The organism is Aurantimonas sp. C2-5-R2 (assembly GCF_036549495.1).
Taxonomy (GTDB): domain Bacteria; phylum Pseudomonadota; class Alphaproteobacteria; order Rhizobiales; family Rhizobiaceae; genus Aurantimonas; species Aurantimonas coralicida_A.
The window spans coordinates 1-21,941 of record NZ_JAZHLJ010000062.1 but is presented as its reverse complement, the minus strand read 5'-3'; the positions used below and the strand labels follow the sequence as shown (position 1 = coordinate 21,941).

At 64.1% G+C, this 21,941-nt stretch carries 26 protein-coding genes; 20 read left to right on the top strand and 6 right to left on the bottom strand.

Annotated features, from left to right (window positions below):
• Window positions 1-90: 90 nt before the first annotated feature.
• The 10 genes from VQ044_RS19300 to VQ044_RS19255 all read left to right on the top strand — a co-directional run bounded on the left by VQ044_RS19300 (window position 91) and on the right by VQ044_RS19255 (window position 8,656).
• Window positions 91-390: an STAS domain-containing protein gene (locus tag VQ044_RS19300; RefSeq protein WP_327648943.1), complete on the top strand. Its 300-nt coding sequence runs from the start codon at window positions 91-93 to the stop codon at window positions 388-390.
• A complete protein-coding gene (locus VQ044_RS19295) occupies window positions 387-758 on the top strand; it encodes a response regulator (RefSeq protein ID WP_327648944.1) in 372 nt (123 codons plus the stop codon). The genes VQ044_RS19300 and VQ044_RS19295 overlap by 4 nt, the downstream gene beginning before the upstream one ends.
• Window positions 759-842: 84 nt before the next feature.
• A complete protein-coding gene (locus VQ044_RS19290; RefSeq protein ID WP_327648945.1) occupies window positions 843-3,146 on the top strand; it encodes a chemotaxis protein CheA in 2,304 nt (767 codons plus the stop codon).
• A 17-nt stretch (window positions 3,147-3,163) separates the two neighbouring features.
• Window positions 3,164-3,637, top strand: coding sequence for a chemotaxis protein CheW (locus VQ044_RS19285; RefSeq protein WP_442872958.1), 474 nt, complete (start codon window positions 3,164-3,166; stop codon window positions 3,635-3,637).
• A gap of 190 nt (window positions 3,638-3,827) precedes the next feature.
• Entirely contained in the window at window positions 3,828-4,673 is an 846-nt protein-coding gene (locus tag VQ044_RS19280) for a CheR family methyltransferase (RefSeq protein WP_327648946.1), read from the top strand.
• A gap of 144 nt (window positions 4,674-4,817) precedes the next feature.
• Window positions 4,818-5,846 (top strand): protein-glutamate methylesterase/protein-glutamine glutaminase, encoded by a 1,029-nt coding sequence (locus VQ044_RS19275; RefSeq protein WP_327648947.1) that lies wholly within the window; start codon window positions 4,818-4,820, stop codon window positions 5,844-5,846.
• 94 nt (window positions 5,847-5,940) lie between these two features.
• On the top strand, window positions 5,941-6,330 hold the full coding sequence (locus tag VQ044_RS19270) for a response regulator (RefSeq protein ID WP_206453204.1): 390 nt from the start codon (window positions 5,941-5,943) through the stop codon (window positions 6,328-6,330).
• Window positions 6,330-6,869, top strand: coding sequence for a chemotaxis protein CheD (locus tag VQ044_RS19265; protein ID WP_327648948.1), 540 nt, complete (start codon window positions 6,330-6,332; stop codon window positions 6,867-6,869). The genes VQ044_RS19270 and VQ044_RS19265 overlap by 1 nt, the downstream gene beginning before the upstream one ends.
• A gap of 75 nt (window positions 6,870-6,944) precedes the next feature.
• Window positions 6,945-7,301: a hypothetical protein gene (locus VQ044_RS19260; RefSeq protein ID WP_327625695.1), complete on the top strand. Its 357-nt coding sequence runs from the start codon at window positions 6,945-6,947 to the stop codon at window positions 7,299-7,301.
• Window positions 7,302-7,552: 251 nt separating this feature from the next.
• Window positions 7,553-8,656, top strand: coding sequence for a YeeE/YedE family protein (locus tag VQ044_RS19255; protein WP_327648949.1), 1,104 nt, complete (start codon window positions 7,553-7,555; stop codon window positions 8,654-8,656).
• A gap of 8 nt (window positions 8,657-8,664) precedes the next feature.
• Here the strand turns inward: VQ044_RS19255 and VQ044_RS19250 are convergent, their stop codons facing one another.
• Genes VQ044_RS19250 through VQ044_RS19240 form a run of 3 tightly spaced genes read right to left on the bottom strand, consistent with a single transcriptional unit; the run spans window position 8,665 to window position 11,632 of the window.
• A complete protein-coding gene (locus VQ044_RS19250) occupies window positions 8,665-9,633 on the bottom strand; it encodes an NADPH:quinone oxidoreductase family protein (protein WP_327648950.1) in 969 nt (322 codons plus the stop codon).
• 2 nt (window positions 9,634-9,635) lie between these two features.
• Entirely contained in the window at window positions 9,636-10,874 is a 1,239-nt protein-coding gene (locus VQ044_RS19245) for an acyl-CoA dehydrogenase family protein (RefSeq protein WP_327648951.1), read from the bottom strand.
• Entirely contained in the window at window positions 10,871-11,632 is a 762-nt protein-coding gene (locus VQ044_RS19240; protein WP_327648952.1) for a TetR/AcrR family transcriptional regulator, read from the bottom strand. Before VQ044_RS19240 ends, VQ044_RS19245 begins: the two co-directional genes overlap by 4 nt.
• A 111-nt stretch (window positions 11,633-11,743) precedes the next feature.
• On the opposite strand from VQ044_RS19240, the gene VQ044_RS19235 reads away from it, so the two are divergent.
• From VQ044_RS19235 to VQ044_RS19190, 10 genes are all read left to right on the top strand, one after another.
• A complete protein-coding gene (locus VQ044_RS19235; RefSeq protein WP_327648967.1) occupies window positions 11,744-12,562 on the top strand; it encodes an SDR family oxidoreductase in 819 nt (272 codons plus the stop codon).
• The gene (locus VQ044_RS19230; RefSeq protein WP_327648953.1) at window positions 12,562-13,074 is read left to right on the top strand and encodes a MaoC family dehydratase; all 513 of its coding nucleotides are present in this window, start codon (window positions 12,562-12,564) and stop codon (window positions 13,072-13,074) included. The genes VQ044_RS19235 and VQ044_RS19230 overlap by 1 nt, the downstream gene beginning before the upstream one ends.
• A 59-nt stretch (window positions 13,075-13,133) precedes the next feature.
• Window positions 13,134-14,336, top strand: a complete 1,203-nt coding sequence (locus tag VQ044_RS19225) for an acetyl-CoA C-acyltransferase (RefSeq protein ID WP_327648954.1) — start codon at window positions 13,134-13,136, stop codon at window positions 14,334-14,336.
• 10 nt (window positions 14,337-14,346) lie between these two features.
• On the top strand, window positions 14,347-15,393 hold the full coding sequence (locus VQ044_RS19220) for a phosphotransferase family protein (RefSeq protein WP_327648955.1): 1,047 nt from the start codon (window positions 14,347-14,349) through the stop codon (window positions 15,391-15,393).
• Window positions 15,394-15,397: 4 nt separating this feature from the next.
• The gene (locus VQ044_RS19215) at window positions 15,398-16,168 is read left to right on the top strand and encodes an SDR family NAD(P)-dependent oxidoreductase (protein ID WP_327648956.1); all 771 of its coding nucleotides are present in this window, start codon (window positions 15,398-15,400) and stop codon (window positions 16,166-16,168) included.
• Between the two features lie 346 nt (window positions 16,169-16,514).
• The gene (locus VQ044_RS19210; protein ID WP_327648957.1) at window positions 16,515-17,072 is read left to right on the top strand and encodes a thioredoxin family protein; all 558 of its coding nucleotides are present in this window, start codon (window positions 16,515-16,517) and stop codon (window positions 17,070-17,072) included.
• Window positions 17,072-17,767, top strand: coding sequence for a phosphoglycolate phosphatase (gene gph / locus VQ044_RS19205; RefSeq protein WP_327648958.1), 696 nt, complete (start codon window positions 17,072-17,074; stop codon window positions 17,765-17,767). The genes VQ044_RS19210 and gph overlap by 1 nt, the downstream gene beginning before the upstream one ends.
• Before the next feature lie 426 nt (window positions 17,768-18,193).
• Complete coding sequence (locus tag VQ044_RS19200) at window positions 18,194-18,562, top strand: DUF2934 domain-containing protein (RefSeq protein WP_327648959.1); 369 nt, start codon at window positions 18,194-18,196, stop codon at window positions 18,560-18,562.
• A 309-nt stretch (window positions 18,563-18,871) separates the two neighbouring features.
• Window positions 18,872-19,738, top strand: coding sequence for a TIGR02587 family membrane protein (locus tag VQ044_RS19195; RefSeq protein ID WP_327648960.1), 867 nt, complete (start codon window positions 18,872-18,874; stop codon window positions 19,736-19,738).
• Window positions 19,739-19,749: 11 nt separating this feature from the next.
• Complete coding sequence (locus tag VQ044_RS19190) at window positions 19,750-20,184, top strand: TIGR02588 family protein (RefSeq protein ID WP_327648961.1); 435 nt, start codon at window positions 19,750-19,752, stop codon at window positions 20,182-20,184.
• Window positions 20,185-20,237: 53 nt separating this feature from the next.
• Here the strand turns inward: VQ044_RS19190 and VQ044_RS19185 are convergent, their stop codons facing one another.
• The 3 genes from VQ044_RS19185 to VQ044_RS19175 all read right to left on the bottom strand — a co-directional run bounded on the left by VQ044_RS19185 (window position 20,238) and on the right by VQ044_RS19175 (window position 21,302).
• Complete coding sequence (locus tag VQ044_RS19185; RefSeq protein WP_327648962.1) at window positions 20,238-20,573, bottom strand: YkgJ family cysteine cluster protein; 336 nt, start codon at window positions 20,571-20,573, stop codon at window positions 20,238-20,240.
• 66 nt (window positions 20,574-20,639) lie between these two features.
• The gene (locus tag VQ044_RS19180) at window positions 20,640-20,957 is read right to left on the bottom strand and encodes an HPF/RaiA family ribosome-associated protein (protein ID WP_327648964.1); all 318 of its coding nucleotides are present in this window, start codon (window positions 20,955-20,957) and stop codon (window positions 20,640-20,642) included.
• 114 nt (window positions 20,958-21,071) lie between these two features.
• A complete protein-coding gene (locus VQ044_RS19175) occupies window positions 21,072-21,302 on the bottom strand; it encodes a hypothetical protein (protein ID WP_327648966.1) in 231 nt (76 codons plus the stop codon).
• Between the last annotated feature and the right edge of the window lie 639 nt (window positions 21,303-21,941).

Sequence of the window (21,941 nt, the reverse complement as noted above, 5' to 3'; positions counted from 1 at the left end):
GTCGCGGGGCGTGCCGCAGATGAAGACCACCGGCACCGGCGGCGCCGCCCGTGCCGAACAGACCAACACCGACAGCTGGGAAGAGTTCTGATGGCGAAAAAACCAACACGTGCAGGGGCGGCAGTGGAACTCCCAGGCATCCTCGATCTGAAGGCGGCAGGTCCGCTCTTCGACCAACTCCTGACGCTGCGGGGCAAGCCGGTCACGGTCGATGCCGCCAGCGTGGAGAAGGTGGGTGCGCAGTGCATCCAGGTTCTTCATTCGGCTGCGGCGACGTGGCACGCGGATGAGGTCGCATTCACCATCGTCGAGCCGTCGGAGACGTTTCGCTCCGGACTCGACCTTCTCGGTCTTTCGGAAACCTTCAGCCAAAAGGACATCGCGGCATGAGCAGGACAATTCTGACGATCGACGATTCGCGAACCATGCGCGAGATGCTTCGAGCGACGCTGACATCTTCCGGCTTCATCGTGGTCCAGGCCGAGGACGGTGCCCACGGCATCGAGGTTCTGCAGGGGATGGAGGTCGAGCCCGACGTTATCATCACCGATATCAACATGCCGCGCAAAGACGGGTTTCAGTTCATCGAGGAGGTGCGCGAAGATCCCAGTCGCCGGGCGATCCCGATCCTTGTCCTGACCACCGAAAGCGACGCGGAAAAGAAGCAGCGCGCGCGCCTCGCCGGAGCGACCGGCTGGATCGTCAAGCCATTCGACCCGGTCAAACTCCTCGACGCGATCAACCGCGTCGCAGCGTAATCATAATTCGGAAAGCGCCTGGCAAGCTTGAGGCCGTAACAACGGTCCGACTTTCAGGTTCGAAGGCGAGAATAGGGTAGCACAATGGATGCGATGGCTGAAATCCGGCAGACCTTTTTCGAGGAATGCGCCGAGCAGCTTGCCGAACTCGAGGCAGGTCTGCTCGCGATCGAAAACGGCGAGGCTGACGCCGATACGGTGAATGCCGTTTTCCGCGCCGTGCACTCGATCAAGGGCGGCGCCGGCGCCTTCAGTCTGGATGACCTCGTCCGTTTCTCCCACATCTTCGAGACGACGCTCGACGAACTCCGGTCGGACCGGCTGGAAGCGAGCGATGTCGTCATCAAGGTCATGCTGCGGGCGGCCGATGCCTTGGCCGATCTGGTGACGGTCGCCCGTGACGGCGGCACGGTCGATGCGTCCCGCAACGAGGGCCTGGCCGCCGAGCTCAAGGATCTGGTCGCGGCCGCCAAGGGCGAAACCCCGGCGGACGCCGCCGCGGATGCGCCAGAGCCAGAGGACAGCGCGGATAGTGCGGATAGTGTGGATGACGACTTCGGCTTCGTTCCCGTCGCCGTCGACCTCGACGAACTGATCGGTGGCGGTGGCGGTGGCGACCAAGCCTATCGGATCATCTTCCGCCCGCACGCCGCCCTCTATGCCAAGGCGAACGACAGTGTTCGCGTCCTCCGGGATCTGCTCGAACTGGGCGAGGGCAATGTCCAGTGCGACACGAGCGAGATTCCGCTCCTGTCCGATCTCGATCCCGAGGGCGCCTATTTCACCTTTACCGTCGATCTGACGACGGTGGAGAGCGAAGAGAAGATCCGCGAGGTCTTCGAATTCGTCGAAGACGATTGCGACCTGTCGATCGAGCGAATCCTGGATTCGGATACCGGATCGGCCGACGGTGCCGTCGATGTCGATTCGGACCTGGCCGACCTTCTGGCTAGCCTGCGTGGCGAAGCGGCAAGCGATGCGGCTGCCGACGAGGCACCGGCGGCCAAAGCTCCCAAGGCGGACAAACCCAAGGCATCCAAGCCGGTGATGGCAGACCAGCCCGCGCCGGCGCCGGCGGCCGCGCCGGAAGCGGCGGCCGCATCGTCGGCCAGCGCTCCGGTGGAGAAACCGGCGAAGGCCGATGCGAGCGAGGCCAAATCCGGCAATGTCGGCGGCAGTCCGGCCCAGACCATCCGTGTCGATCTCGAACGCGTCGACCGGCTGATCGATCTGGTTGGCGAGCTGGTCATTCATCAGGTCATGCTCTCGCAGCGCACCTATCAGGCGGGGCTTGCCCGCGCCTCGGAAGTCGCCGTCGGCCTCGACGAACTCGAACAGCTGACCCGGGAGATTCAGGACAGCGTCATGGCGATCCGCGCGCAGCCGGTGAAATCGGTGTTCCAGCGCTTGCCGCGGCTGGCCCGCGAGGTCGCGGAAATCTCCGGCAAGACCGTCCGTCTGGTGACCGAGGGCGAGTGGACCGAGGTCGACAAAACCGTGATCGAGCGGCTTGCGGATCCGTTGACCCACATGCTCCGCAACGCCATCGACCACGGGTTGGAAAAGCCCGATGTGCGACTGGCGGCCGGCAAGTCGGAAGAGGGCACGGTCAAGGTCGCGGCGATGCACCGCTCCGGCCGGATTGTCATCGAAATCTCCGATGACGGCGCCGGCATCAACCGCCCGAAAGTGCGCGAGATCGCGATCTCCAAGGGCCTGGTCGCGGCCGAGGCCAATCTTTCGGACGAAGAGATCGACAACCTCATCTTCATGCCGGGCTTTTCGACGGCAAGCGAGATCTCCGAGTTGTCGGGCCGCGGCGTCGGCATGGATGTCGTGAAACGTTCGATCCAGGCTTTGGGCGGGCGTGTCTCGATCACCTCCAAACCCGGAAAGGGCTCGACCTTCACCATGAGCCTGCCGCTGACGCTGGCGGTGCTGGACGGGATGATCGTGACCGTCGGGGACCAGACGGCTGTGGTGCCGCTGACGGCCATCATCGAGACGCTGCAGCCGAAGCCGGAAGAAGTGAAGGGCTTTGGCGGCGATGCGCGGCTGATCAAGGTGCGCGACGCCTTCTTGCCCCTCGTCGATGTCGGCCGCGAACTGGCCTACACCACGACCCCGACCAATGCGACGACCGGTGTCGCGATCCTCGTGGAAGCAGAGAACGGCACCCGCTCGGCGCTTCTGGTGGACGCCATCCAGGGGCAGCGCCAGGTCGTCATCAAGAGTCTTGAAGCCAATTATCGCCGCGTGCCGGGAATCGCCGCCGCGACGATCCTCGGCGACGGGCGCGTCGCTCTCATTCTCGATGTCGACGTGATCGTCGCGACGTCGCGCACTGACGGCATTCACAGCAACGGACTTCAGCAGGCAGCGGAGTGAAATCGATGACAAACCAAATTGCCAATCCCGCCGAGAACGACAACAAGGGCGAGGGAAACGGCCGCGAGCTGATCGCCTTTCGGATCGGGGAACAGGAATTCTGCGTCGACATCATGTCGGTGCGGGAGATTCGCGGCTGGACGGCGGCAACGCCGCTTCCGCATGCGCCCTCCTATGTGAACGGCGTGATCAATCTGCGCGGCGCGGTGCTGCCGATCGTCGATCTCGCCGCAAGGCTTGGCTTCGCCAGGACGGAAGCGAGCGCGCGCAGCGTCATCATCGTGGTGCGTGCCGAGCACCAGTTGTTCGGCCTGCTCGTCGACGCCGTCTCCGATATCCTGACAGTCACGGACGATGCACTGCAGCCGACGCCCGATATCGCTTCGGAACTGGCGAAACAGTTCGTCAGGGGCGTTATGGCGATCGAGGGACGCATGATCTCGCTGATCGCAACGGACAATGTCTTGCCACAACTGCAAGCTGCAGCTTGAGCTAAGACTACCCTAAACCCTCCGCAGGGAGGTACGAAATCGGGTGCTGCCCCGTCTGGCCCGGCGCAATCGCGCCGAACGCCTACGGCTGGCCATGGAGTAACACGCTGTGAGTGTTGACAGACAGCAGGAGAAGACCGTGAGGCCGCGAGGCTCAGCGTCCGCTTCGATCGTCGCCGGCGAGTTCCCGATGACGGAAGCCGACTTTATGAAGATCGCGGAAATGCTCTACGAGGACGCGGGCATCCACCTGACAACGTCCAAGGCGACGCTGGTCTATTCGCGCCTGTCGAAGCGGTTGCGCAGCCTCGGCATGCGCAGCTTCAAGGATTACTGTGCGCTGGTGAACGATGCCGGCGGCGCCAGCGAGCGCATGACCATGCTCGCCTCGCTGACGACGAACGTCACGCAGTTCTTTCGCGAGCAGCACCATTTCGATCACCTGCGTGAACACTTCCTCCCCCCGCTGCTGAATGCCGCCAAGAGCGGTGGGCGCGTGCGCCTGTGGTCGGCGGGATGTTCAACCGGACACGAGCCCTATTCGATCGCGATGACGCTGCTCTCGCTCATGCCGGATGCGGCGGACCACGATATTCGCATTCTCGCCTCCGATATCGATCCCAATGTCGTGGCCACCGGCCGAGCGGGGGTCTACGCATCCAGCGAACTGACCGCCGTGCCGGCCGATATGCGTCGCCGCTGGTTCCGGTCGGCCAGCCCGGATAGTGGCGCACCCGCATCCGGCAGCGTCAACGAGATGGCGTTCGAGGTGGTCGACGCCATGCGCGATCTCGTGTCGTTCCGAGAATTGAACCTGATCGGCCAGTGGCCGATGAAGGGCAAGTTCAACGCGATCTTTTGCCGCAACGTCACGATCTATTTCGATCAGCAGACGCGAGAACGCGTGTGGAGCCGCTTTGCCGAGCGCATCCAGCCGGGCGGCTTTCTCTATGTCGGCCATTCCGAACGGCTGGCGGGAGAGGCGGCCAAGGTGATGACCTATGACGCCAACACCTCCTATCGCAAGACGGCGTGAGGGCGGTTCGATGACTGGATTGCGTCTTAACCCCACACCGAATCATCGTGATGTGCGCGCGCATCGCGCAGGCAATAGCGCTGGCGCGCCGAGGTTTGGCGATTCGTCAGGCGGCTGCGCCGCCGGAAAAAGGAAAGCGTGAGCATGTCACCTGCCAGAGTCTTAGTGGTCGACGATTCCATGACGATGCGCGCGCTCATCCGGCATGCGTTGAATAGCGACCCGGGAATCGAAGTGGTCGGCGAAGCAGCCGATCCCTTTGAAGCACGTAAGAAAATGAAGGCGCTCGATCCCGACGTCGTGACCCTGGACGTCGAGATGCCGAACATGAACGGCATCGAATTCCTCCAGAAGATCATGACGTTGCGCCCGACGCCGGTGATCATGGTGTCCAATCTGACAGCGCCGGGGGCCGCCGTCACGCTGGAGGCGCTGGAACTCGGCGCTTTCGACTGCATCGCCAAGCCAGGCGCCAGTAGCAACACCTTCGACATTCTGCCCAACCTGATCAAGGAGGCCAACCGCGCCAAGGCCGGCCTGGTCAAACGCCGTATGGCTGCCGTCGAGCACCCCGGCAACGGCACGGCGAACAGAGCTTTGGCGCGGTCCCAATCCGGCCCGGACCTGATCGGCATCGGATCCTCGACGGGCGGCGTCGAGGCGTTGATGCAGGTTCTCGCCGAATTTCCCGCCGACTGCCCCCCGACGCTCATCGTTCAGCATCTTCCGGCCGCCTTCACCGCCTCCTTTGCGGCACGGCTCAACCGGATTTGTCCCGCCCATGTCAGCGAGGCCAAGGACGGCGAAGCGATTCGCCAGGGCCATGTCTACCTGGCTCCGGGCGGCAGCCGTCACATGATGCTGCGAAAGGGCACCCAATTGACCATCGCGCTGGTGGCGGACGACCCGGTCTGCGGACACCGACCGTCGGTCGACGTGCTGTTCGCGTCGATCGCCAAGAATTTCAAGGACCGGTCGACAGGCGTAATCCTCACCGGGATGGGCCGGGACGGCGCGCAGGGGCTTTTGGAAATGCGGAAGGGAGGGTCCCGGACCCTCGCTCAGGACGAGGAAACCTCGCTCGTCTACGGCATGCCGCGCGTCGCATATGAGATTGGCGCCGCGCAAAAGCGACTGCCGCTGTCGCGCGTGGCGCGGGAGATATTCGTATGAACCGCTCGCAAAGCGAAACCTCTATAAAAAACACAGCGAAATTGAGGATAGATTCATCAAATTCGCTTGTAATGCGGCCGAAAGGAACAACGCCATGGGCATTGTAGATCAATTGAAGGTTCTGATCGTCGACGATCATAGAACAAGCCGCATGCTCATTCGTGATGCGCTGGAACAACTTGGTATCAAGAACATCGTCTTTGCGGTCGATGGTGAAGAGGCGCTGCGGACGATGATGTCGGCCCCGTGCCACATTATCATCTCGGACTTCAATATGCCCAAGCTCGACGGTATCCAGCTCTTGAAAGCGGTGCGATCCTACGCGCCGACCAAGAAGACGCCGTTTATCATCCTGACCGGCGCGGGCGACCGGGAGCTGGTGCAGAAGGCCGCGCAGCTCGGCGTCAACAACTTTCTGGCCAAGCCTATCACCGTGCCTGTGCTCAAGAAGACCATGGAAGCCGTCGTCGGACGCCTGCAATAATGACGGGACGAAGCGAAGGGCGACGCGTCCATGTCATGCAAGGCGAAGCCAAGGTCGACGAAGGTCCGGATACCATCCTGACCACGCTTCTGGGCTCGTGTGTCGCGGCCTGCATCCGGGATCCGGGCGCAGGTGTCGGCGGGATGAACCACTTTCTGCTGCCCGGTAGCAGCGGTCAGGAGGGCGCGCGCGCCGAGAGCTTCGGTCTTTATCTGATGGAGCTGCTGATCAACGGGCTGCTGCAGCGCGGCGCGCGGCGCGGGCATCTCGAAGCGAAGCTGTTCGGCGGTGCGCGGGCGATGGACGGTCTGTCCGAGGTCGGCTCGAAGAATGCCGCTTTCGCTGAGCGTTTCCTGCAGATGGAGAACATCATCTATCTGGGCGGCAGTCTCGGCGGAGGGGTCGGCCGGCGGATCGAATATTGGCCCCATACGGGTCGGGCGCGGCAGATATTCTTCGAAAAAGCGGCAATGCCCGTCATCCAGGTCGCGCCTCCCATCAGAAAGCCCCAGTCGATCGGAGAAGTCGAACTATTCTGACACGGTCACAAGCCCGCGTGGACCACCCCAGCGTGGTCCACCGAGCGCCCATCCCACTAACCGAAGCGTAGCATCATGACCACGAGCCCTCTGCCCGATCTGCTCAAGATCATTTCCGACGAGCTGAACGCTTTGGCGGAAATGACCGAAGCGATGCACGATCTGATCTGCACCGACCATCCGCGGCAGGACGCGCCTTACGTGCGCGCCGTGCAGAGCATCGATCGTACGCAGCAGACGCTCGAAAATCTCGCGACGTTTCTCGCTGTCGCCGGAGACCACGCTCCGGCCGAATACGAGGTCGCCCTGCAATCGGCGCTCGAAACGGTCCGTCTCGGCGATCTGAAACACCGGCTCGCGATTTCGCGTCAGGCGGTCAACGGCGCTGCGCGGCCAATCGACCCCGGCGGTGATCTCGAGCTGTTCGGCTAAAACATTCTCGGCCGGCTATTTCCGGCCCCGGTGTCGCGACGTGGATCATGCGGTGCCGGCAGGACGCTGGCAAGGCACGGCGTCACAGCTTGCTCCACCGCCGTCGACGACGCTCCGGCCATTCCCCTTCGCCCCGCATGCCGCTACCACGCCTCCACTGCCGCTGCCACTTGACGTAGATCAAGGCGCGGACGCCGGATTCATTCAAATATCCAAATATATCGTTTGGAATGACGAATGGAGGGCAGAGGATGGATCTCGCCTCATTGATGGACCGGTTCGGCGAGACGAACGTCCTGGTGGCGGGCGGTGTCATCATCGGTTTCATGTTCGGCGCCTTCGCCCAGCGCAGCCGCTTTTGCCTGCGTTCGGCCGTGATCGAATTCCGCCGCCGTGAACCCGGCGCCAAACTCGTCGTCTGGCTGCTGGGTTTTTCGGCGGCGCTGGTCGGCGTGCAGGCCGCGATTCTGGCCGGTTGGCTCGATGTCTCGCAAAGCCGGATGCTGGCGGTCACCGGCAGCATGTCCGGCGCGGCGATCGGCGGTCTCCTGTTCGGTGTCGGGATGATCGCGTCGCGCGGCTGTGCCACCCGACTGCTCGTCCTATCGGCCACCGGCAATCTGCGGGCGCTGCTATCGGGCCTGGTTTTCGCGGTGTCCGCCCAGGCCGCCTATCGCGGCGTGCTGGCACCCCTGCGAAGCGAATTGTCGGGCTGGTGGCTGATCGACGGCGGACCGGACCGCGATATTCTCGCCTGGCTCGGTGTCGGGAACGAGGTCGGCCTCGGTATCGGCCTCGTCTGGTTGGCCGCCGGCATCGTCGTGGCGCTGCACAAGCGGGTTAGATCACAAATTTGGATCGGCGCGCTCGGCGTGGGCCTCGCCATCCCGGCCGGCTGGCTGTTCACCTACACCGCCTCGCAGACCGCGTTCGGGATCGTGCCGACGGAATCGCTGACCTTTTCCGGCCCATCCGCCGACCTCCTCATGCTCACCCTGAATTGGCCCGACCACGCGGTCGATTTCGCCATCGGCATCATGCCGGGCGTCTTCCTCGGCTCGTTCACCGCTGCGTTGCTGGCCGGCGAGCTCAAGATCGAGAATTTCGACGGCGGGCACACCATGCCACGTTATATCTTCGGTGCGGTGCTGATGGGGTTCGGCGCCATGCTGGCGGGCGGTTGCGCGGTCGGCGCCGGCGTCACCGGCGGTTCCATCCTCGCGGTTACGGCCTGGACGGCGCTGATCGGCATGTGGATCGGCGCGATGCTGACCGACTGGGTCTTCGTTCGCCTCGGCGAGGAGACGGGATCGGTCTCCAGCCCGACGCTCTCCGGCGCGGCTCCGGTGGCCTGAAGAGCGGCCTACGGAACCAGGACGATCTTGCCGGTCGTTTGCCGGTTGTGAATGCGTTTGAGGACATCGGCGGCGTCGGCTAAGTTTGCCCGCTCTGAGACATGCGGAGCAATCCGTTCGTCCGTCGCCCACTCCATCAGTTCGCGCATATTGTCGGCGAACACCTCCGGCTCCTTGCGGGTGAAGGCGCCCCAGAACACGCCGACGACGCTGTAGCCTTTGACCAGGGCAAGGTTCACCGGAAATTGCGGGATCGTGCCCGAGGCGAAGCCGATGACGAGGAGGCGGCCGTTCCACGCCATCGATCGCGACACCGCGTCGAATGCTTCGCCACCGACCGGATCGAAGGCGACGTCGACGCCCTTGCCGTCCGTCAGCCGCTTGATGTCGGCGCGAAGGTCGTCATAGCCGATCGCGACTTCGGCGCCCTCGGAGACGGCGAGCGCCCGCTTGTCCTCGGAGGAGGCGACGGCGACGACCCTCGCGCCCATCGCATTGCCGATCTGCACTGCCGCGAGCCCGGTCGCACCGGCCGCGCCGAGAACCAGCAGCGTCTCGCCGGGCTGCAGCGCCGCACGCTGTTTCAGTGCGTGGTGCGCCGTACCATAGCCGCAGAGAAGGGCGCAGGCCGCGCCGGCGTCCAGGCCATCGGGAAGCGCCATGGCGGCGGCCTCGTCGACCATGACGCGCTCGGCATAGGCACCATTCTCGATATAGGCGACGACCCGATCGCCGAGCTTGAAGCGCTGGGCGTTCGGCCCGACCGCCACGATCTCGCCCGCCGCCTCCATGCCCGGAATGAAGGGCAGATCGGGTTTGGCTTGATATAAGCCCTGGACCAGCAACCCGTCCGGATAGTTGACGCCGATCGCCTCCGGCCGGATGACGACATGGCTACCGGCGGGCACAGGGTCGTCCACGTCCTGATAGGCGAGGTTTTCGATCGGACCGTAGTTTTCGCAGACAATGGCTTTCATCCTCACACTTTCTCCTGCGTGTGCTTCCTGAGCTCCCAGCGGGCGACCTGCCGGCGATGCACCGCGTCCGGCCCGTCGGCGAGCCGCAGCGTTCTGAGATGCGTCCACATGCGCGCCAGCGGCACGTCCTGGCTGATGCCGCCGCCGCCATGCATCTGCACCGCCTCGTCGACGACCTTGAGCGCCATGTTCGGCGCCACGACCTTGATCTGGCTGATCCACGGCGCGGCGGCCTTGGCGTCGCCCTGATCCATCATCCAGGCCGCCTTGAGGCACAGCAACCGCGCCATCTCGATATTCATGCGGCATTCGGCGATGATGTCGAAATTGGCGCCGAGCTGGGCCAGCTTCTTGCCGAAGGCCTCGCGCCGCATCGAGCGCTTGCACATCAGTTCCAGCGCCGCCTCGGCATGGCCGATCGCGCGCATGCAATGGTGGATGCGGCCGGGTCCGAGCCGCCCCTGGGCGATCTCGAAGCCGCGACCCTCGCCAAGGATCAGATTCGCCTTCGGCACCCTGACATGGGTGAATCGGATATGCATATGGCCGTGCGGGGCGTCGTCTTCGCCATAGACCGTCAGTGCCCGCATGACCTCGACGCCTGGCGTGTCGGCGGGCACCAGGATCATCGAATGGCGCTGATGCTTGGGCTGGTCGTCGCCGCCGGTCTTGACCATCACGATATAGATCTTGCAGCGCGGGTCGCCGGCGCCCGTCGCCCACCATTTCTCACCGTTGAGCACGTAGTCGTCCCCGTCGGCGACGCAGGACATGGCGATGTTGGTGGCGTCCGACGACGCGACGTCCGGCTCGGTCATCAGATAGGCGGAGCGGATTTCACCCTCGAGCAGCGGTTGCAGCCAGGGCTTCTGCTGCTCGGGCGTGCAATAGCGCTCGAACACTTCCATGTTGCCGGTGTCCGGCGCCGAGCAGTTGAAGGTTTCGGCGCCGAGATGCGTCTTGCCCATCTCCTCGGCGAGATAGGCGTATTCGACGATCGTCAGGCCGGAGCCGCGCTCGGAGTCGGTCAGCCAGAAGTTCCACAGACCACGGCTTTTCGCCTTCGCCTTGAGACCTTCGAGAAGGTCCCGCTGGCGGTCGGTATAGACCCAGCGTTCGCCCTTCGACACTTCGGCGAGAAACTCCTCGCTCGCCGGGGCGATCTCATCCCTGATCATGTCGCGGACGGCGGCATGGATCGGCTTCAGGCGGTCGGTCATGCCGAGGGCCATGTTGCTCATTGGTCGAATTCCTCCTCAAGAATGGCGCTGTCCGCACCGGCGCCGCGCAGGGCGAAATAGGCGATATCGCGGGCGATGGCCCGCCGGTCGCTAGCGGTCTCGTCGTCGCGCTCGCGATACCAGAAAACCGGTGAATTGAGCACCGAAAGAAACGCCTTGCCGGCGATCGACGCATCGCGGACGGCGCCGAGATCGCCCTCACGTGTGGCATCGGCGATGACGCCGCGGAACAGCATTTCGTAGCGGTCCCGCTCGGCGATGAGCCGCTCCAGCGTCGCGCGATCCTCGGGCGTCGACGGCCCGTTCACATGCCGCGAGACGCCCTGCAAGATGACGTTCTGAAAGTCGATACGCTCCATCATCGTCAGCACATGAGCCTCGGCCATTGCGCGCAGACGGGTGATGGCGCGATCCCGCGAAGCGGCGTGGGGCTCGACCGCAGCGAAGTCGAGCGCCATGCCGTGCTGACAGACGTCGAAGAACAGGTCGTTCTTGGAGCGGTAATAGTGGTAGACAAGGCCCTTGGTGGCCCCCATGCGCCGCGCGATATCGTCGATCGACGTCGCCGCGAGCCCCTTTTCGCCGAAGGCGCGGGCGGCGGCTGCCAGAAGTGCCGAAAGCGTGCCGTCGCATTCCGCCGCACTGCCGCGCGCGGCAGAAAAGTCGCGGTCGCGGCGCGAACGCGGGGAAGAGCCGGGAGGCTTGCGCGCATCCTGTTCCTGCTTGCCGTCGTCGGCGTCCTGTTTTTCACTGACCATCGCTTCGCCACTGGACATACTCTTAGGTATGATGTCAATTGCGGGCGTTGAAAGTCCCTTGCGCGGGGTCGGCACGCGTAGCCGGTCGATAGGAGAGGAACGCCGATGACGATGTCGATTCTGGACCGCCTGTTCGCGTTGAACGGCAAGACCGCGCTGGTCACCGGCGGCGCGACCGGCATCGGGCGGATGATCGCGACGGCGCTGGCCGGCGCCGGGGCGCGGGTCCTGATCGCCTCGCGCAAGGCCGAGGCCTGCGAGGCGACCGCCGCCGAGATCAACGCGGAGGGGCATCCCGGCACGGTCGAGGGTTTTGCCGGCGACGTGTCGAGCGAGGTGGGCGTCAAGGCGCTTGCCGCCGCGGTCCGGGAGCGTACCGACCGGCTGGAGATTTTGTTCAACAATGCCGGCGTCTCCTGGGGCTCACCCCTGGAGCAATTTCCCTACGACGCCTGGCAGAAGGTGCTCGGCGTCAATGTCGCGGGCCTGTTCACCGTGACCCAGCAGCTTTTGCCGTTGCTGGAAAAATCCACACATGCCGACGATCCGGCGCGAATCGTCAATCTGGGCTCGGTGATGGGCGCGGCGCCGCTCAGCGAGAACGTCTATTCCTACGCGGCCTCTAAGGCGGCGGTGCATCATCTGACCCGCTGCCTCGCCAAGGAGTTGTCGGGCCGTCATATCACCGTCAATGCCCTCGCGCCCGGGCCTTTCCAGTCGAAGATGACGGCGTTCGCCACGGGCAGCGACGAAAAGGCCGCGGCGGTGGGGCGCGGCGTTCCCATGGGCCGGATCGGCTCGCCGGACGATATTGCGGGGGCCGCGCTGTTTCTTTGCGGGCGCGGCGGTGCATATACCACGGGCGCGATCCTGCCGCTCGATGGCGGCATCGGGGTCGAAACCGGACACGAACTGTTCCAGGAGGGCTGATGGGACTGGATTCCGTCGCCGCAACCGAAGCGGCGCTCAGGGCGCGCCTCGTGCCGCTCGACGCCTATCGCGCGTATCTGGACGGCGAGGCGTTCGTATCCGACTGGATTACCGTCGATCAGGCGATGATCGATACTTTTGCCACGGCGACCCACGATCACCAGTTCATCCATGTCGATCCGGAGCGCGCCAGGGCCGAAACGCCGTTCGGCGGGACGATCGCCCACGGCTTCCTGACGCTGTCGTTGTTGTCGCCGCTCGCCTATGATGCGCTGCCGGGCGTCGAGACCACCAAGATGGGCATCAATTACGGCTTCGAGCGCGTCCGCTTTCTCAATCCGGTCAAGGCCGGACAGCGCGTGCGCGGCCGGTTCAAGATGATCGGGCTGACCGAGCGCGCCGTGAGCCTGCAGACCGTCTGGGACGCGACGGTCGAGATCGAAGGCGCGACGAAACCGGCGCTGACAGCCCACTGGATCACGCTTGCCGTGCTGGAGCCGCCCGCAAGCTGATTTCAGTCCGCGAATCCTCACGCAATCGAACGACAGCGAACAGAAAGGGTAGTCCCGCCATGAGAGAAGCGGTCATCGTCTCGACGGCGCGCACGCCGATCGGCAAGGCCTATCGCGGTGCCTTCAACGACACCCAGGCGCAGGCGCTCGGCGGCCACGCGATCCGCCATGCTGTCGAGCGGGCTGGCGTCGATCCGGCCGAGATCGAGGACGTGGTCATGGGGGCGGCCCTCCAGCAGGGTTCGACCGGCACCAACATAGCGCGCCAATGCGCGCTTCGCGCCGGACTGCCCACAAGCGTCGCCGGCATGTCGCTGGATCGGCAATGCGCGTCCGGGCTGATGGGGATCGCCGTCGCGGCGAAGCAGATCGTTCTCGACAACATGACGGTCGCCGTCGGCGGCGGGCTGGAATCGGTCTCGCTGGTCCAGAACGACAAGATGAACCTGTTTCGCAGGGCCGATCCCTGGCTGCGGGAAGACCGGCCGGACCTCTACATGTCGATGCTGGAGACAGCCGAGATCGTCGCCGCGCGTTACGGTGTCACCCGCGAGGCCCAGGACGAATTTGCCTTGCAGTCGCAGCAGCGGACGGCCGAAGCCCAGGCCGCCGGACGCTTCGATGACGAGATCGTGCCAATGACCGCGACGATGAAGGTCAAGGACAAGCAAACCGGCGAAATCTCGGACCGGGAGGTGACGCTCGACCGCGACGAGGGCAATCGCCCGCAGACGACGTTGGCCGATCTCGAAAAGCTGCAACCGGTCTTCAAGGACGGGCAGGAGGTGAAGGAAGGACGCTTCATCACCGCCGGCAATGCCTCGCAGCTGTCCGACGGCGCTTCGGCCGCGGTGCTGATGGAGGCGAGGGACGCCGAAAGGCGCGGGCTTCAGCCGCTCGGGCGCTATGCGGGAATCGCGGTCGCCGGCTGCGACCCGGACGAGATGGGCATCGGACCGGTCTTCGCCGTGCCGAAGCTTCTGGAGAAGAACGGCCTCAAGGTCGGCGACATCGGCCTTTGGGAGCTGAACGAGGCCTTCGCCAGCCAGGCGCTCTACTGCCGCGACACGCTCGGCATTCCGAACGACATCCTCAATGTCGATGGCGGGGCGATCTCGATCGGCCACCCCTACGGCATGTCCGGCGCCCGGATGACCGGCCATGCGCTGATCGAAGGCAAGCGCCGGGGCGTTCGCTGGGTGGTGGTGACCATGTGCGTCGGCGGCGGCATGGGCGCGGCCGGCTTGTTTGAAGTCCTATGAGCGGCGGGTCATGAGCGAGGATACGGACGACCAGACCATCGACGAAGCGGCGCTCGGCAGCTATCTTGAGGATCATATCGAGGGCTTTGAAGGCCTCAAGCAGATGGTTAAGTTCCAGGCGGGCCAGTCGAACCCGACCTTTCGTCTCGACGCGGCGAGCGGCACTTATGTTCTGCGCGCCAAACCGCCCGGGGAACTCCTGAAATCCGCCCATCAGGTGGACCGGGAATTCAAGGTGATGAAGGCGCTCGCCGGCACCGACGTGCCGGTTCCGAAAATGCTGCATCTGGCAAACGAGGCGGACTCGCCGCTCGGCCGCACCTTCTTCGTCATGGAGCATCTCGACGGGCGCATCTTTTGGGACCCGATGCTTCCCGAAATCGACAGTGACGAGGAGCGCGGCGCCATCTACGACGCGATGAACGCGGCCCTCGCCGCGTTGCATTCGGTCGATGTCGAGGCGGTGGGGCTGGCGGATTTCGGCCGGCCGGGCAATTATTTCGACCGGCAATTGTCGCGCTGGTCGGAACAGTATCGCCAGTCCAAGACCGATGAGATCGCGGACATGGAGACCCTGGCCGCCTGGCTGGAAGAGAACCTGCCGGAGGACGACGGCGCGGCCAGCCTCGTGCATGGTGACTACCGGCTCGACAACATCATGTTTCGCAAGGACAAGCCGGAGATCCTGGCGATCCTCGACTGGGAACTGTCGACCCTTGGCCATCCGCTTGCCGATCTCGCCTATCAGTGCATGCAGTGGCGGTTGCCGCATGTCGGTTCGTTCAAGGGGCTCGGTGATGCCGACCGGCCCTCGCTCGGCATCCCGACCGAAGCGCAATATGTCGCCCATTATTGCGAGCGGCGCGGGCTCAAGGGCATCGACAACTGGCCGTTCTATCTCGCCTTCTCGTTCTTCCGTCTGGCGGCGATCCTGCAAGGCGTCTTCAAGCGCTACACACAGGGTAACGCCTCCAATCCCGAGAAGGCCAAGTCCTACGGCCGTAGCGTCCCGGTGATCGCAAGCCTCGCCGTCGAGCTCATCGGCAAGGAGGGCTGAGGGGATGCGCCGCTTCGACGGACTGAGCGTTCTCGTTTCCGGCGCGGCCGGCGGTTTCGGCCGCTCGATCGCCAAGGCGTTCGCCGCCGAAGGGGCAAAGCTCCTCCTCACCGATCTCGATGACGCGGCGCTCGCCGCCGCCGCCAAGGATATTCCGGATACCGAGATCGTGACGCTTGCCGGCGACGTCTCGCGCGAGGCGGTGGCGCAAGCGCTGGTCGAAACCGCGATCGAACGCTTCGACGGCCTCGACATCGCCATCAACAATGCCGGCATCGTCCACGCCTACAAACGCCTCTCGACCATTGACGCCGCCGAGGCGGAGCGGGTGATCGCGATCGACCTGATGGGCGTCTTCTTCGCCATGAAGCACCAACTGGCGGCGATGGAAGCGCGCTTCGAACGCGAGGGCCGAGGCGGCGCCATCGTTAATGTCGCATCGGTCGCCGGGCTGAAGGGCGCGCCGCTGTTGTCGGTCTATGCCGCCGCCAAGCATGGCGTCATCGGCTTGACCCGTTCGGCCGCCGCAGAGACCGCGCGCCGCGGTATCAGGGTCAACGCCGTCTGCCCGTCCTTCGCTCGCACCGCGATGGTGCTCGGCGACGGCCACGGCGCCGATTCCGAGGAGGAAAAACGCATCGTGCGCGGCATCCCGATGCGCCGGCTCGCCGAGGTCGAGGAGGTGGTCGCCGCGGTGCTGTTTGCCGCCGATCCCGCCAACGGCTTCATGACGGGGGCGGTGCTTCCCGTCGACGGCGGGCTGTCGGCGATTTGAGAAGNAGGTGGTCGCCGCGGTGCTGTTTGCCGCCGATCCCGCCAACGGCTTCATGACGGGGGCGGTGCTTCCCGTCGACGGCGGGCTGTCGGCGATTTGAGAAGCTAGTGGATTAAATTTGACATTTGATACCCACGTGCGGCGGACTCGAAATCAAATGTCAAATTTGAAAAATCCACGAGAGTCATAAAGTTGCTAGTGGTCCTTTGATTTCGACATTTGCTTGCCAGGGAGCTCCAAGCGGGATGCAAATGTCGAAATCGGACCACTAGTCGCCGCCCCGCTCGATTTTCGGGCCGCTTGCCCTTAATCGAAGGATAGTACTTGAGCGAGGAGGAGTCTCACCATGGCGGCACAACCCCCGATCTGCGACTTTGGCTGGAAGGCGGTGGACGCGGAACTGCCCGGCGTCGACGGCAATACCCACCGGATCTTCGACCACAAGGGCCCGAACGGCCTCCTGGTCGCCTTCATCTGCAATCACTGCCCCTATGTGAAAGCGGTGATCGACCGGCTGGTGCGCGACGCCAAGGAACTCGCGGATCTCGGCATCGGCACGGTCGCCATCTCCTCGAACGACGCCTCCGCCTATCCGGAGGACTCCTTCGAGAACATGAAGCGCTTCGCCGAGCAGCACGGCTTTCCGTTCCCCTATCTCCATGACGAGGACCAGAGCGTCGCGCGGGCCTATGGGGCCGTCTGCACGCCGGATTTCTTCGGCTTCAACGGTGATCTCGGCCTGCAATATCGCGGCCGCATCGACGCGTCGCGCAAACAGGCGACGCCGGACGACACCGGGCGCGATCTCTTCAATGCCATGAAGCAGGTCGCCGAGACCGGCGAGGGTCCCACAGAACAGGTGCCATCGATCGGCTGTTCGATCAAATGGAAGGATGCCGCCTGATGGCCGGTATGGCATGGCCGAAAGCGGTCTTGTTCGATCTCGACGGGACGCTTGTCGATTCGGCGCCCGACATTCATGCCTCGCTCAACCAGACGCTGGCCAGCTATGGCGAGCCGCCGTTCACCCTGGAAGCGGTGACGCGGATGATCGGCGGCGGCGTGCCGAAGCTGATCGAACGGGCCTATGCGGCGCTCGGCAAGGACATCGACCCGGCCAGCCGCGACAAGGCTGTGGAGCGGTTTCTGGCGATCTACGAGCCGCGCGCGACCGAACTGACGACGCTGACCGCCGGCGCCAGCGAGGCGACGCGAGTCTTCAAGGAGGCCGGCGTGCCGATCGGCGTCGTTACCAACAAGCCGGAGGCGGCGACGCGTGAGATTCTCGCCCATTTCGGTCTGCTCGAGCTTCTGGACGTTGTCGTCGGCGGTGACGCCGGCCCCGACAAGAAGCCTGCGCCCGGCCTGTTGCTGCTGGCCTGCGAGCGGCTCGGTCTCGGCGTCGCCGATGTCGTCTTCGTCGGCGACAGCGAGAACGACGTCGAGGCGGCCGTGGCGGCGAAAATGACCGTCATCGCGGTACGCGGCGGCTATACGGCGATCGCCCCCGAAGATCTGGGCGCTGATGCGCTGGTCGACCGGATCGACGCCGTTCCGGCGGCGCTGGAGACGATCCGGGCGCGGGCGGACGCGGAGTGATCGTTAACCGCCCACCAAGTTCGACCTTCGACACGACCCGGCCTTGCGCTAAATAAGGCGAAGATGCGGCAGTCACCCGCGCCCATGGGCGCGGCGCACGAAGGTCCAAGCGTATGAGTTACAAGAGCGCCGAAATGGGCATGCTGTGGGCGACCATCGTGGTGTGGTCGATCATCGTGGTCGCGGCTTTGATGACGTCCCGCCTCGGCGGCTGAGCGCGGACAGGGCCATTTCAAGAATACCCATTGACCCGGAGCCAAACGCGGCGCGATCATGCCGACGGGCCCGGCGCTGAGTCGCGCGGACAAAAGCGGCGAACCTGCCCGAGCCGTTGCCCGGCTTAAGATTTTATTAAGTCTTGTGTCCTTACGGCGGGCTCACGCTGCCCTAAATATTTAATCCATCCGACATCGGGGAGACGAGGCGATGGTGAAGGTGGATAACGCTGATGCGATCCGCAGGCTTGCCTATGAAATTTGGGAACGGGCGGGTCGCCCCAGCGGCCGTGAACACGAGCATTGGGCGGAGGCGAACCGCGAGTTCGCCCGGCTGAATCCGCCGCAACCCGTCCGGATGAGCGAACAGCCGCGCTGGAACCGTATCGATGCCGAGCGGCACGAGGCGGAGGCCTTGCGCAAGGCGCTGTGGACCCCGGAGCCGTTTTCGGCGGAGCTGTTCGGCCGCGAGCCGCCCCGCTTCGGTCGGGGCAAGGTGGGAGCGCGGCGGCAGGCTCGGCCGCTGCCAGGGGCGCCGAACGCGGTCCGAACGGCGGCGCGGAGCGATGTCCGGTCTTAGAGGCCGTTTCGAAACCCTGCCAAGACCAGCCTCCATGGTTCACCCGGGACGCCCAAACCCGCGGAAATCGGGTATCATGTCATTGCGGAGCGACCATCCGAGGGGCCTTTGAACCCGCCGCAGTGAGTTTCGAAACGGACTCTTAGCAACAGCGAACAGGGTGCGTTGCGCGCGAGTAATCGCGTGGTAAGCAGGGCGCTGGCGATGAAGGCGCGCCGAGGTCAAGGATAGAATTCTGGATGCCGGGACGGTTGTTACGCGGCGTTGATCTGCTGAGCATTGACGCTGGCGATTGCAAGGAGACGGGCGATGCAGGACGCGGAGGGTCCGTCGTCTCCTAGCTGGCCGAGGGAAGAGCAGCGCTGGGAACGCCGACGTATCGCCGTCGGGCTGGGTCGCGCTTTCGGCGGCGCGCTGATTTTTTCGCTTCCCATGATCATGACCATGGAGATGTGGTGGATCGGCTTTTATATCGACCGGTTCCGCCTGGCGCTGCTGTTGATCCTGACGATCCCCGTTCTGGCGCTGTTGTCCTCCCACGCCGGCTTTCAGAAAACCTTCGACTGGAAAGATGATCTGCGCGACGCGGCGATCGCCTATGGGATCGGCATCTTGGCGAGCGCCGTCGTGCTGGCGACCTTCGGCCTTCTCACCTTCGATATGCCGCTCGACGAGATCGTCGGGACGATCGCCATTCAGGCGGTTCCGGCGAGCATCGGCGCCATCCTCGGGCGTAGCCAGCTCGGCGGGGACAAGACGGAGCCGTCCGACGGTCCGGAGGAGGTGAACTATGGCAGCGAATTGTTTCTGATGAGCATCGGCGCGCTGTTCCTCGGCCTCAATGTCGAACCGACCGAGGAGATGGTGCTCATTTCCTACAAGATGACCGAGTGGCATGCCGTCGCGCTCATCGTGCTGTCGATCGTGTTGATGCAGGGGTTTGTTTATGCCGTGGAGTTCCACGGCGAAGAATCGCTGCCGCCCGGCACGCCCTGGTGGAGCGCCTTTCTGCGCTTCACCCTGGTCGGCTATGTGCTCGCGGCGCTGATCAGCCTTTATGTGCTGTGGACCTTCGGACGAACCGACGGAATGGCCTATACGGAAATCCTGCGGGCCGTGGTCGTGCTCGGCTTCCCCGCCGCGATCGGCGCCGCCGCCGCGCGCTTGATCTTGTAAGGACGACAGTGATGGAACGGGATCAGCAGGACGACGGGGGCGAACAGAGCGGGGAGGACGAGAACCAGGCCCGCAAGCCGCATCCGATCGAGTGGATCGTCGGTGGGATTTCCGCTGTGGTCGTGCTGGCCATGATCGGGTTCATCCTGTTCGAGGCGTTCAGCGCGACGGGCCGGACCCCGCGACTGGCGGTGACGGCCGGACGCACCGAGACGATGGCGAACGGGTTTCGCATCGGCTTTCGCGCTTTCAACGGCGGCGATGCCGCCGCCGCAGAGGTGACGGTCGAAGGCAGCCTCATGGACGGCGAGGAGACGGTGGAGACCAGCGAGGTCACGCTCGACTACGTTCCCGGCCATTCCGAACGTCGCGGCGCGCTCCTGTTCAGCAAGTATCCCGGCCAATACCGTCTGGAATTGAATGCGAAGAGCTACCGCGAGCCATAGCGGTCGCGCCGGATGTCGGCGGCCAAAAGCATCCCCGTCGCCTGTGCTTGGCTCTACGCCTCGCAGACGGCATCGCCTTGCGGCGCGACGACGGTATCATCCAGTCCGGAAGCGCGGCGCGCCATCAGGCAGTCGTCTCCGCCCGGAACGCAGGCGCGGCAGACCTCCGGCCGCAGCGCATAGATCGCGCAGGAGGTGGCAATGCCGACGCGGCCGACAAGGGCGGAGCAGCGGGCGCCATCGCAGCGCATGCCGCTGAGATCGGCGGCGACGAATTTTTCGGGAATCTTGTCGAGATCGGCGTCGGCCTCGGTCGAAAACCGCGGCCATGTCGGCGAAAAGGAGCAACAGGCCCCGCAGGCCTGGCAGTCGAAGGGCGGTGGGATCATCGCGGCTGTCTAGCATGGATGGCGGGGGCGCCGCGATGAACCGGTCTTCTCAATGGCACGCTGGAATCACCTGGCGTCACGCATCTTGCCGATTTCGGAATCAAGCAGCCGCCGCATCTTGCCGATCGCGCTGCCGAGAGCCTTATCGGTCGTGCTCGCCTTTTCGGTGACGGCCTCGGGTTTCCGACCTTCCATGCGCGCCTCGATCATGCACTGGATGTCTTCCAGGCCTTCCTTTCCGGCGCTCGCGTCGCTGAAATGAATATGGATGCTGGTCACATGAGCGTCGAAACGGCCGAGTGATTTCTCCACCTCGTTCTTGGCCTTCTCCACCATGTCGGCATCGCCGTCGATATTGCTGTCGGTGCGGATTTCGATGTCCATGGTATTTCTTCCTTCGGTTTCTTCTTCGTCGCGGAGGCTCAGACGGTATTTCGCCTTGAGACTGTGTCCCAGGCATTGACCGGCAAAACCAGCCCGAGAAATGGCGGCGCGCCGCTAACTGATCCGGTGCCGGGCGAAATCTTCGCGAGGCGGCATCGCAATTCCATCCACAATGTGCCGCTCTCCTTCGACGAAGTAAAATTTCTCACCGCCATCCGCCCAATTGTCGAACCGGTCAGCCATGAATACGTCGTACGGGCTACGGGCGACCGCCCGATCAGTCTCTGAAATATCCAACTGCTGGCTTCTCCTCGACAGATATGGGTATTTCATTACGTCGGTCATTGTGGGTTTCTCCGGGATATCCTGCCGTGCGAGTCCGCGCGAACCGAGCCATCGACAGGATAACGACGCTGCCGGTTTTGCCGGAGTCGGACGGTAGGTTTGATTTTTCTGAAGCCGGACCCGACTGATCTCTCGAGGCCGTGCTCCTTAGATGGCGCGAAATAACTGAAAAACAACGGACGCAAGGATTTCATTGCAAGACCGCTCGGCTTGCGCGACCCCCAAAGAGCCTGTCGGAAAACTGAAACAGATTTGGGAATATCGTTTCAGATCAGGCGCCGAAGGAGTCGCCCGGTACGATCCGCGTCGCCGTATCCGGCTCGTGCCGCAGCCGGTCTGGCGCTCGATCTCGCGCATGACGACCGTCCAGTGGCGCTGATCATCTGCCGCGCCGTCAGATGTCGCAACGCATGCCGCTGAGATCGGCGGCGACGAATTTTTCCGGAATTATATCGAGATCGGCATCGGCCTCGGTCGAAAACCGCGGCTATGCCGGCGAGTAGGAGCCGCAGGCCTGGCAGTCGAAGGGCGGTGGGATCATGCAGCTGTCTAGGCTCAGGACTCATTGATCAGAGCCAGAAGATGACGGCGGCTGCGATGCAGATGGCCGAGAAGAAGGTGTGGGCGCAACGATCGTAG

Coding starts and splice junctions, on each gene's coding strand:
- VQ044_RS19300 (WP_327648943.1), top strand. CDS start 91: ATGGCGAAAAAACCAACACGTGCAGGGGCGGCAGTGGAACTCCCAGGC.
- VQ044_RS19295 (WP_327648944.1), top strand. CDS start 387: ATGAGCAGGACAATTCTGACGATCGACGATTCGCGAACCATGCGCGAG.
- VQ044_RS19290 (WP_327648945.1), top strand. CDS start 843: ATGGATGCGATGGCTGAAATCCGGCAGACCTTTTTCGAGGAATGCGCC.
- VQ044_RS19280 (WP_327648946.1), top strand. CDS start 3,828: ATGACGGAAGCCGACTTTATGAAGATCGCGGAAATGCTCTACGAGGAC.
- VQ044_RS19275 (WP_327648947.1), top strand. CDS start 4,818: ATGTCACCTGCCAGAGTCTTAGTGGTCGACGATTCCATGACGATGCGC.
- VQ044_RS19270 (WP_206453204.1), top strand. CDS start 5,941: ATGGGCATTGTAGATCAATTGAAGGTTCTGATCGTCGACGATCATAGA.
- VQ044_RS19265 (WP_327648948.1), top strand. CDS start 6,330: ATGACGGGACGAAGCGAAGGGCGACGCGTCCATGTCATGCAAGGCGAA.
- VQ044_RS19260 (WP_327625695.1), top strand. CDS start 6,945: ATGACCACGAGCCCTCTGCCCGATCTGCTCAAGATCATTTCCGACGAG.
- VQ044_RS19255 (WP_327648949.1), top strand. CDS start 7,553: ATGGATCTCGCCTCATTGATGGACCGGTTCGGCGAGACGAACGTCCTG.
- VQ044_RS19250 (WP_327648950.1), bottom strand. CDS start 9,633: ATGAAAGCCATTGTCTGCGAAAACTACGGTCCGATCGAAAACCTCGCC.
- VQ044_RS19245 (WP_327648951.1), bottom strand. CDS start 10,874: ATGAGCAACATGGCCCTCGGCATGACCGACCGCCTGAAGCCGATCCAT.
- VQ044_RS19240 (WP_327648952.1), bottom strand. CDS start 11,632: ATGGTCAGTGAAAAACAGGACGCCGACGACGGCAAGCAGGAACAGGAT.
- VQ044_RS19235 (WP_327648967.1), top strand. CDS start 11,744: ATGTCGATTCTGGACCGCCTGTTCGCGTTGAACGGCAAGACCGCGCTG.
- VQ044_RS19230 (WP_327648953.1), top strand. CDS start 12,562: ATGGGACTGGATTCCGTCGCCGCAACCGAAGCGGCGCTCAGGGCGCGC.
- VQ044_RS19225 (WP_327648954.1), top strand. CDS start 13,134: ATGAGAGAAGCGGTCATCGTCTCGACGGCGCGCACGCCGATCGGCAAG.
- VQ044_RS19220 (WP_327648955.1), top strand. CDS start 14,347: ATGAGCGAGGATACGGACGACCAGACCATCGACGAAGCGGCGCTCGGC.
- VQ044_RS19215 (WP_327648956.1), top strand. CDS start 15,398: ATGCGCCGCTTCGACGGACTGAGCGTTCTCGTTTCCGGCGCGGCCGGC.
- VQ044_RS19210 (WP_327648957.1), top strand. CDS start 16,515: ATGGCGGCACAACCCCCGATCTGCGACTTTGGCTGGAAGGCGGTGGAC.
- gph (WP_327648958.1), top strand. CDS start 17,072: ATGGCCGGTATGGCATGGCCGAAAGCGGTCTTGTTCGATCTCGACGGG.
- VQ044_RS19200 (WP_327648959.1), top strand. CDS start 18,194: ATGGTGAAGGTGGATAACGCTGATGCGATCCGCAGGCTTGCCTATGAA.
- VQ044_RS19195 (WP_327648960.1), top strand. CDS start 18,872: ATGCAGGACGCGGAGGGTCCGTCGTCTCCTAGCTGGCCGAGGGAAGAG.
- VQ044_RS19190 (WP_327648961.1), top strand. CDS start 19,750: ATGGAACGGGATCAGCAGGACGACGGGGGCGAACAGAGCGGGGAGGAC.
- VQ044_RS19185 (WP_327648962.1), bottom strand. CDS start 20,573: ATGATCCCACCGCCCTTCGACTGCCAGGCCTGCGGGGCCTGTTGCTCC.
- VQ044_RS19180 (WP_327648964.1), bottom strand. CDS start 20,957: ATGGACATCGAAATCCGCACCGACAGCAATATCGACGGCGATGCCGAC.
- VQ044_RS19175 (WP_327648966.1), bottom strand. CDS start 21,302: ATGACCGACGTAATGAAATACCCATATCTGTCGAGGAGAAGCCAGCAG.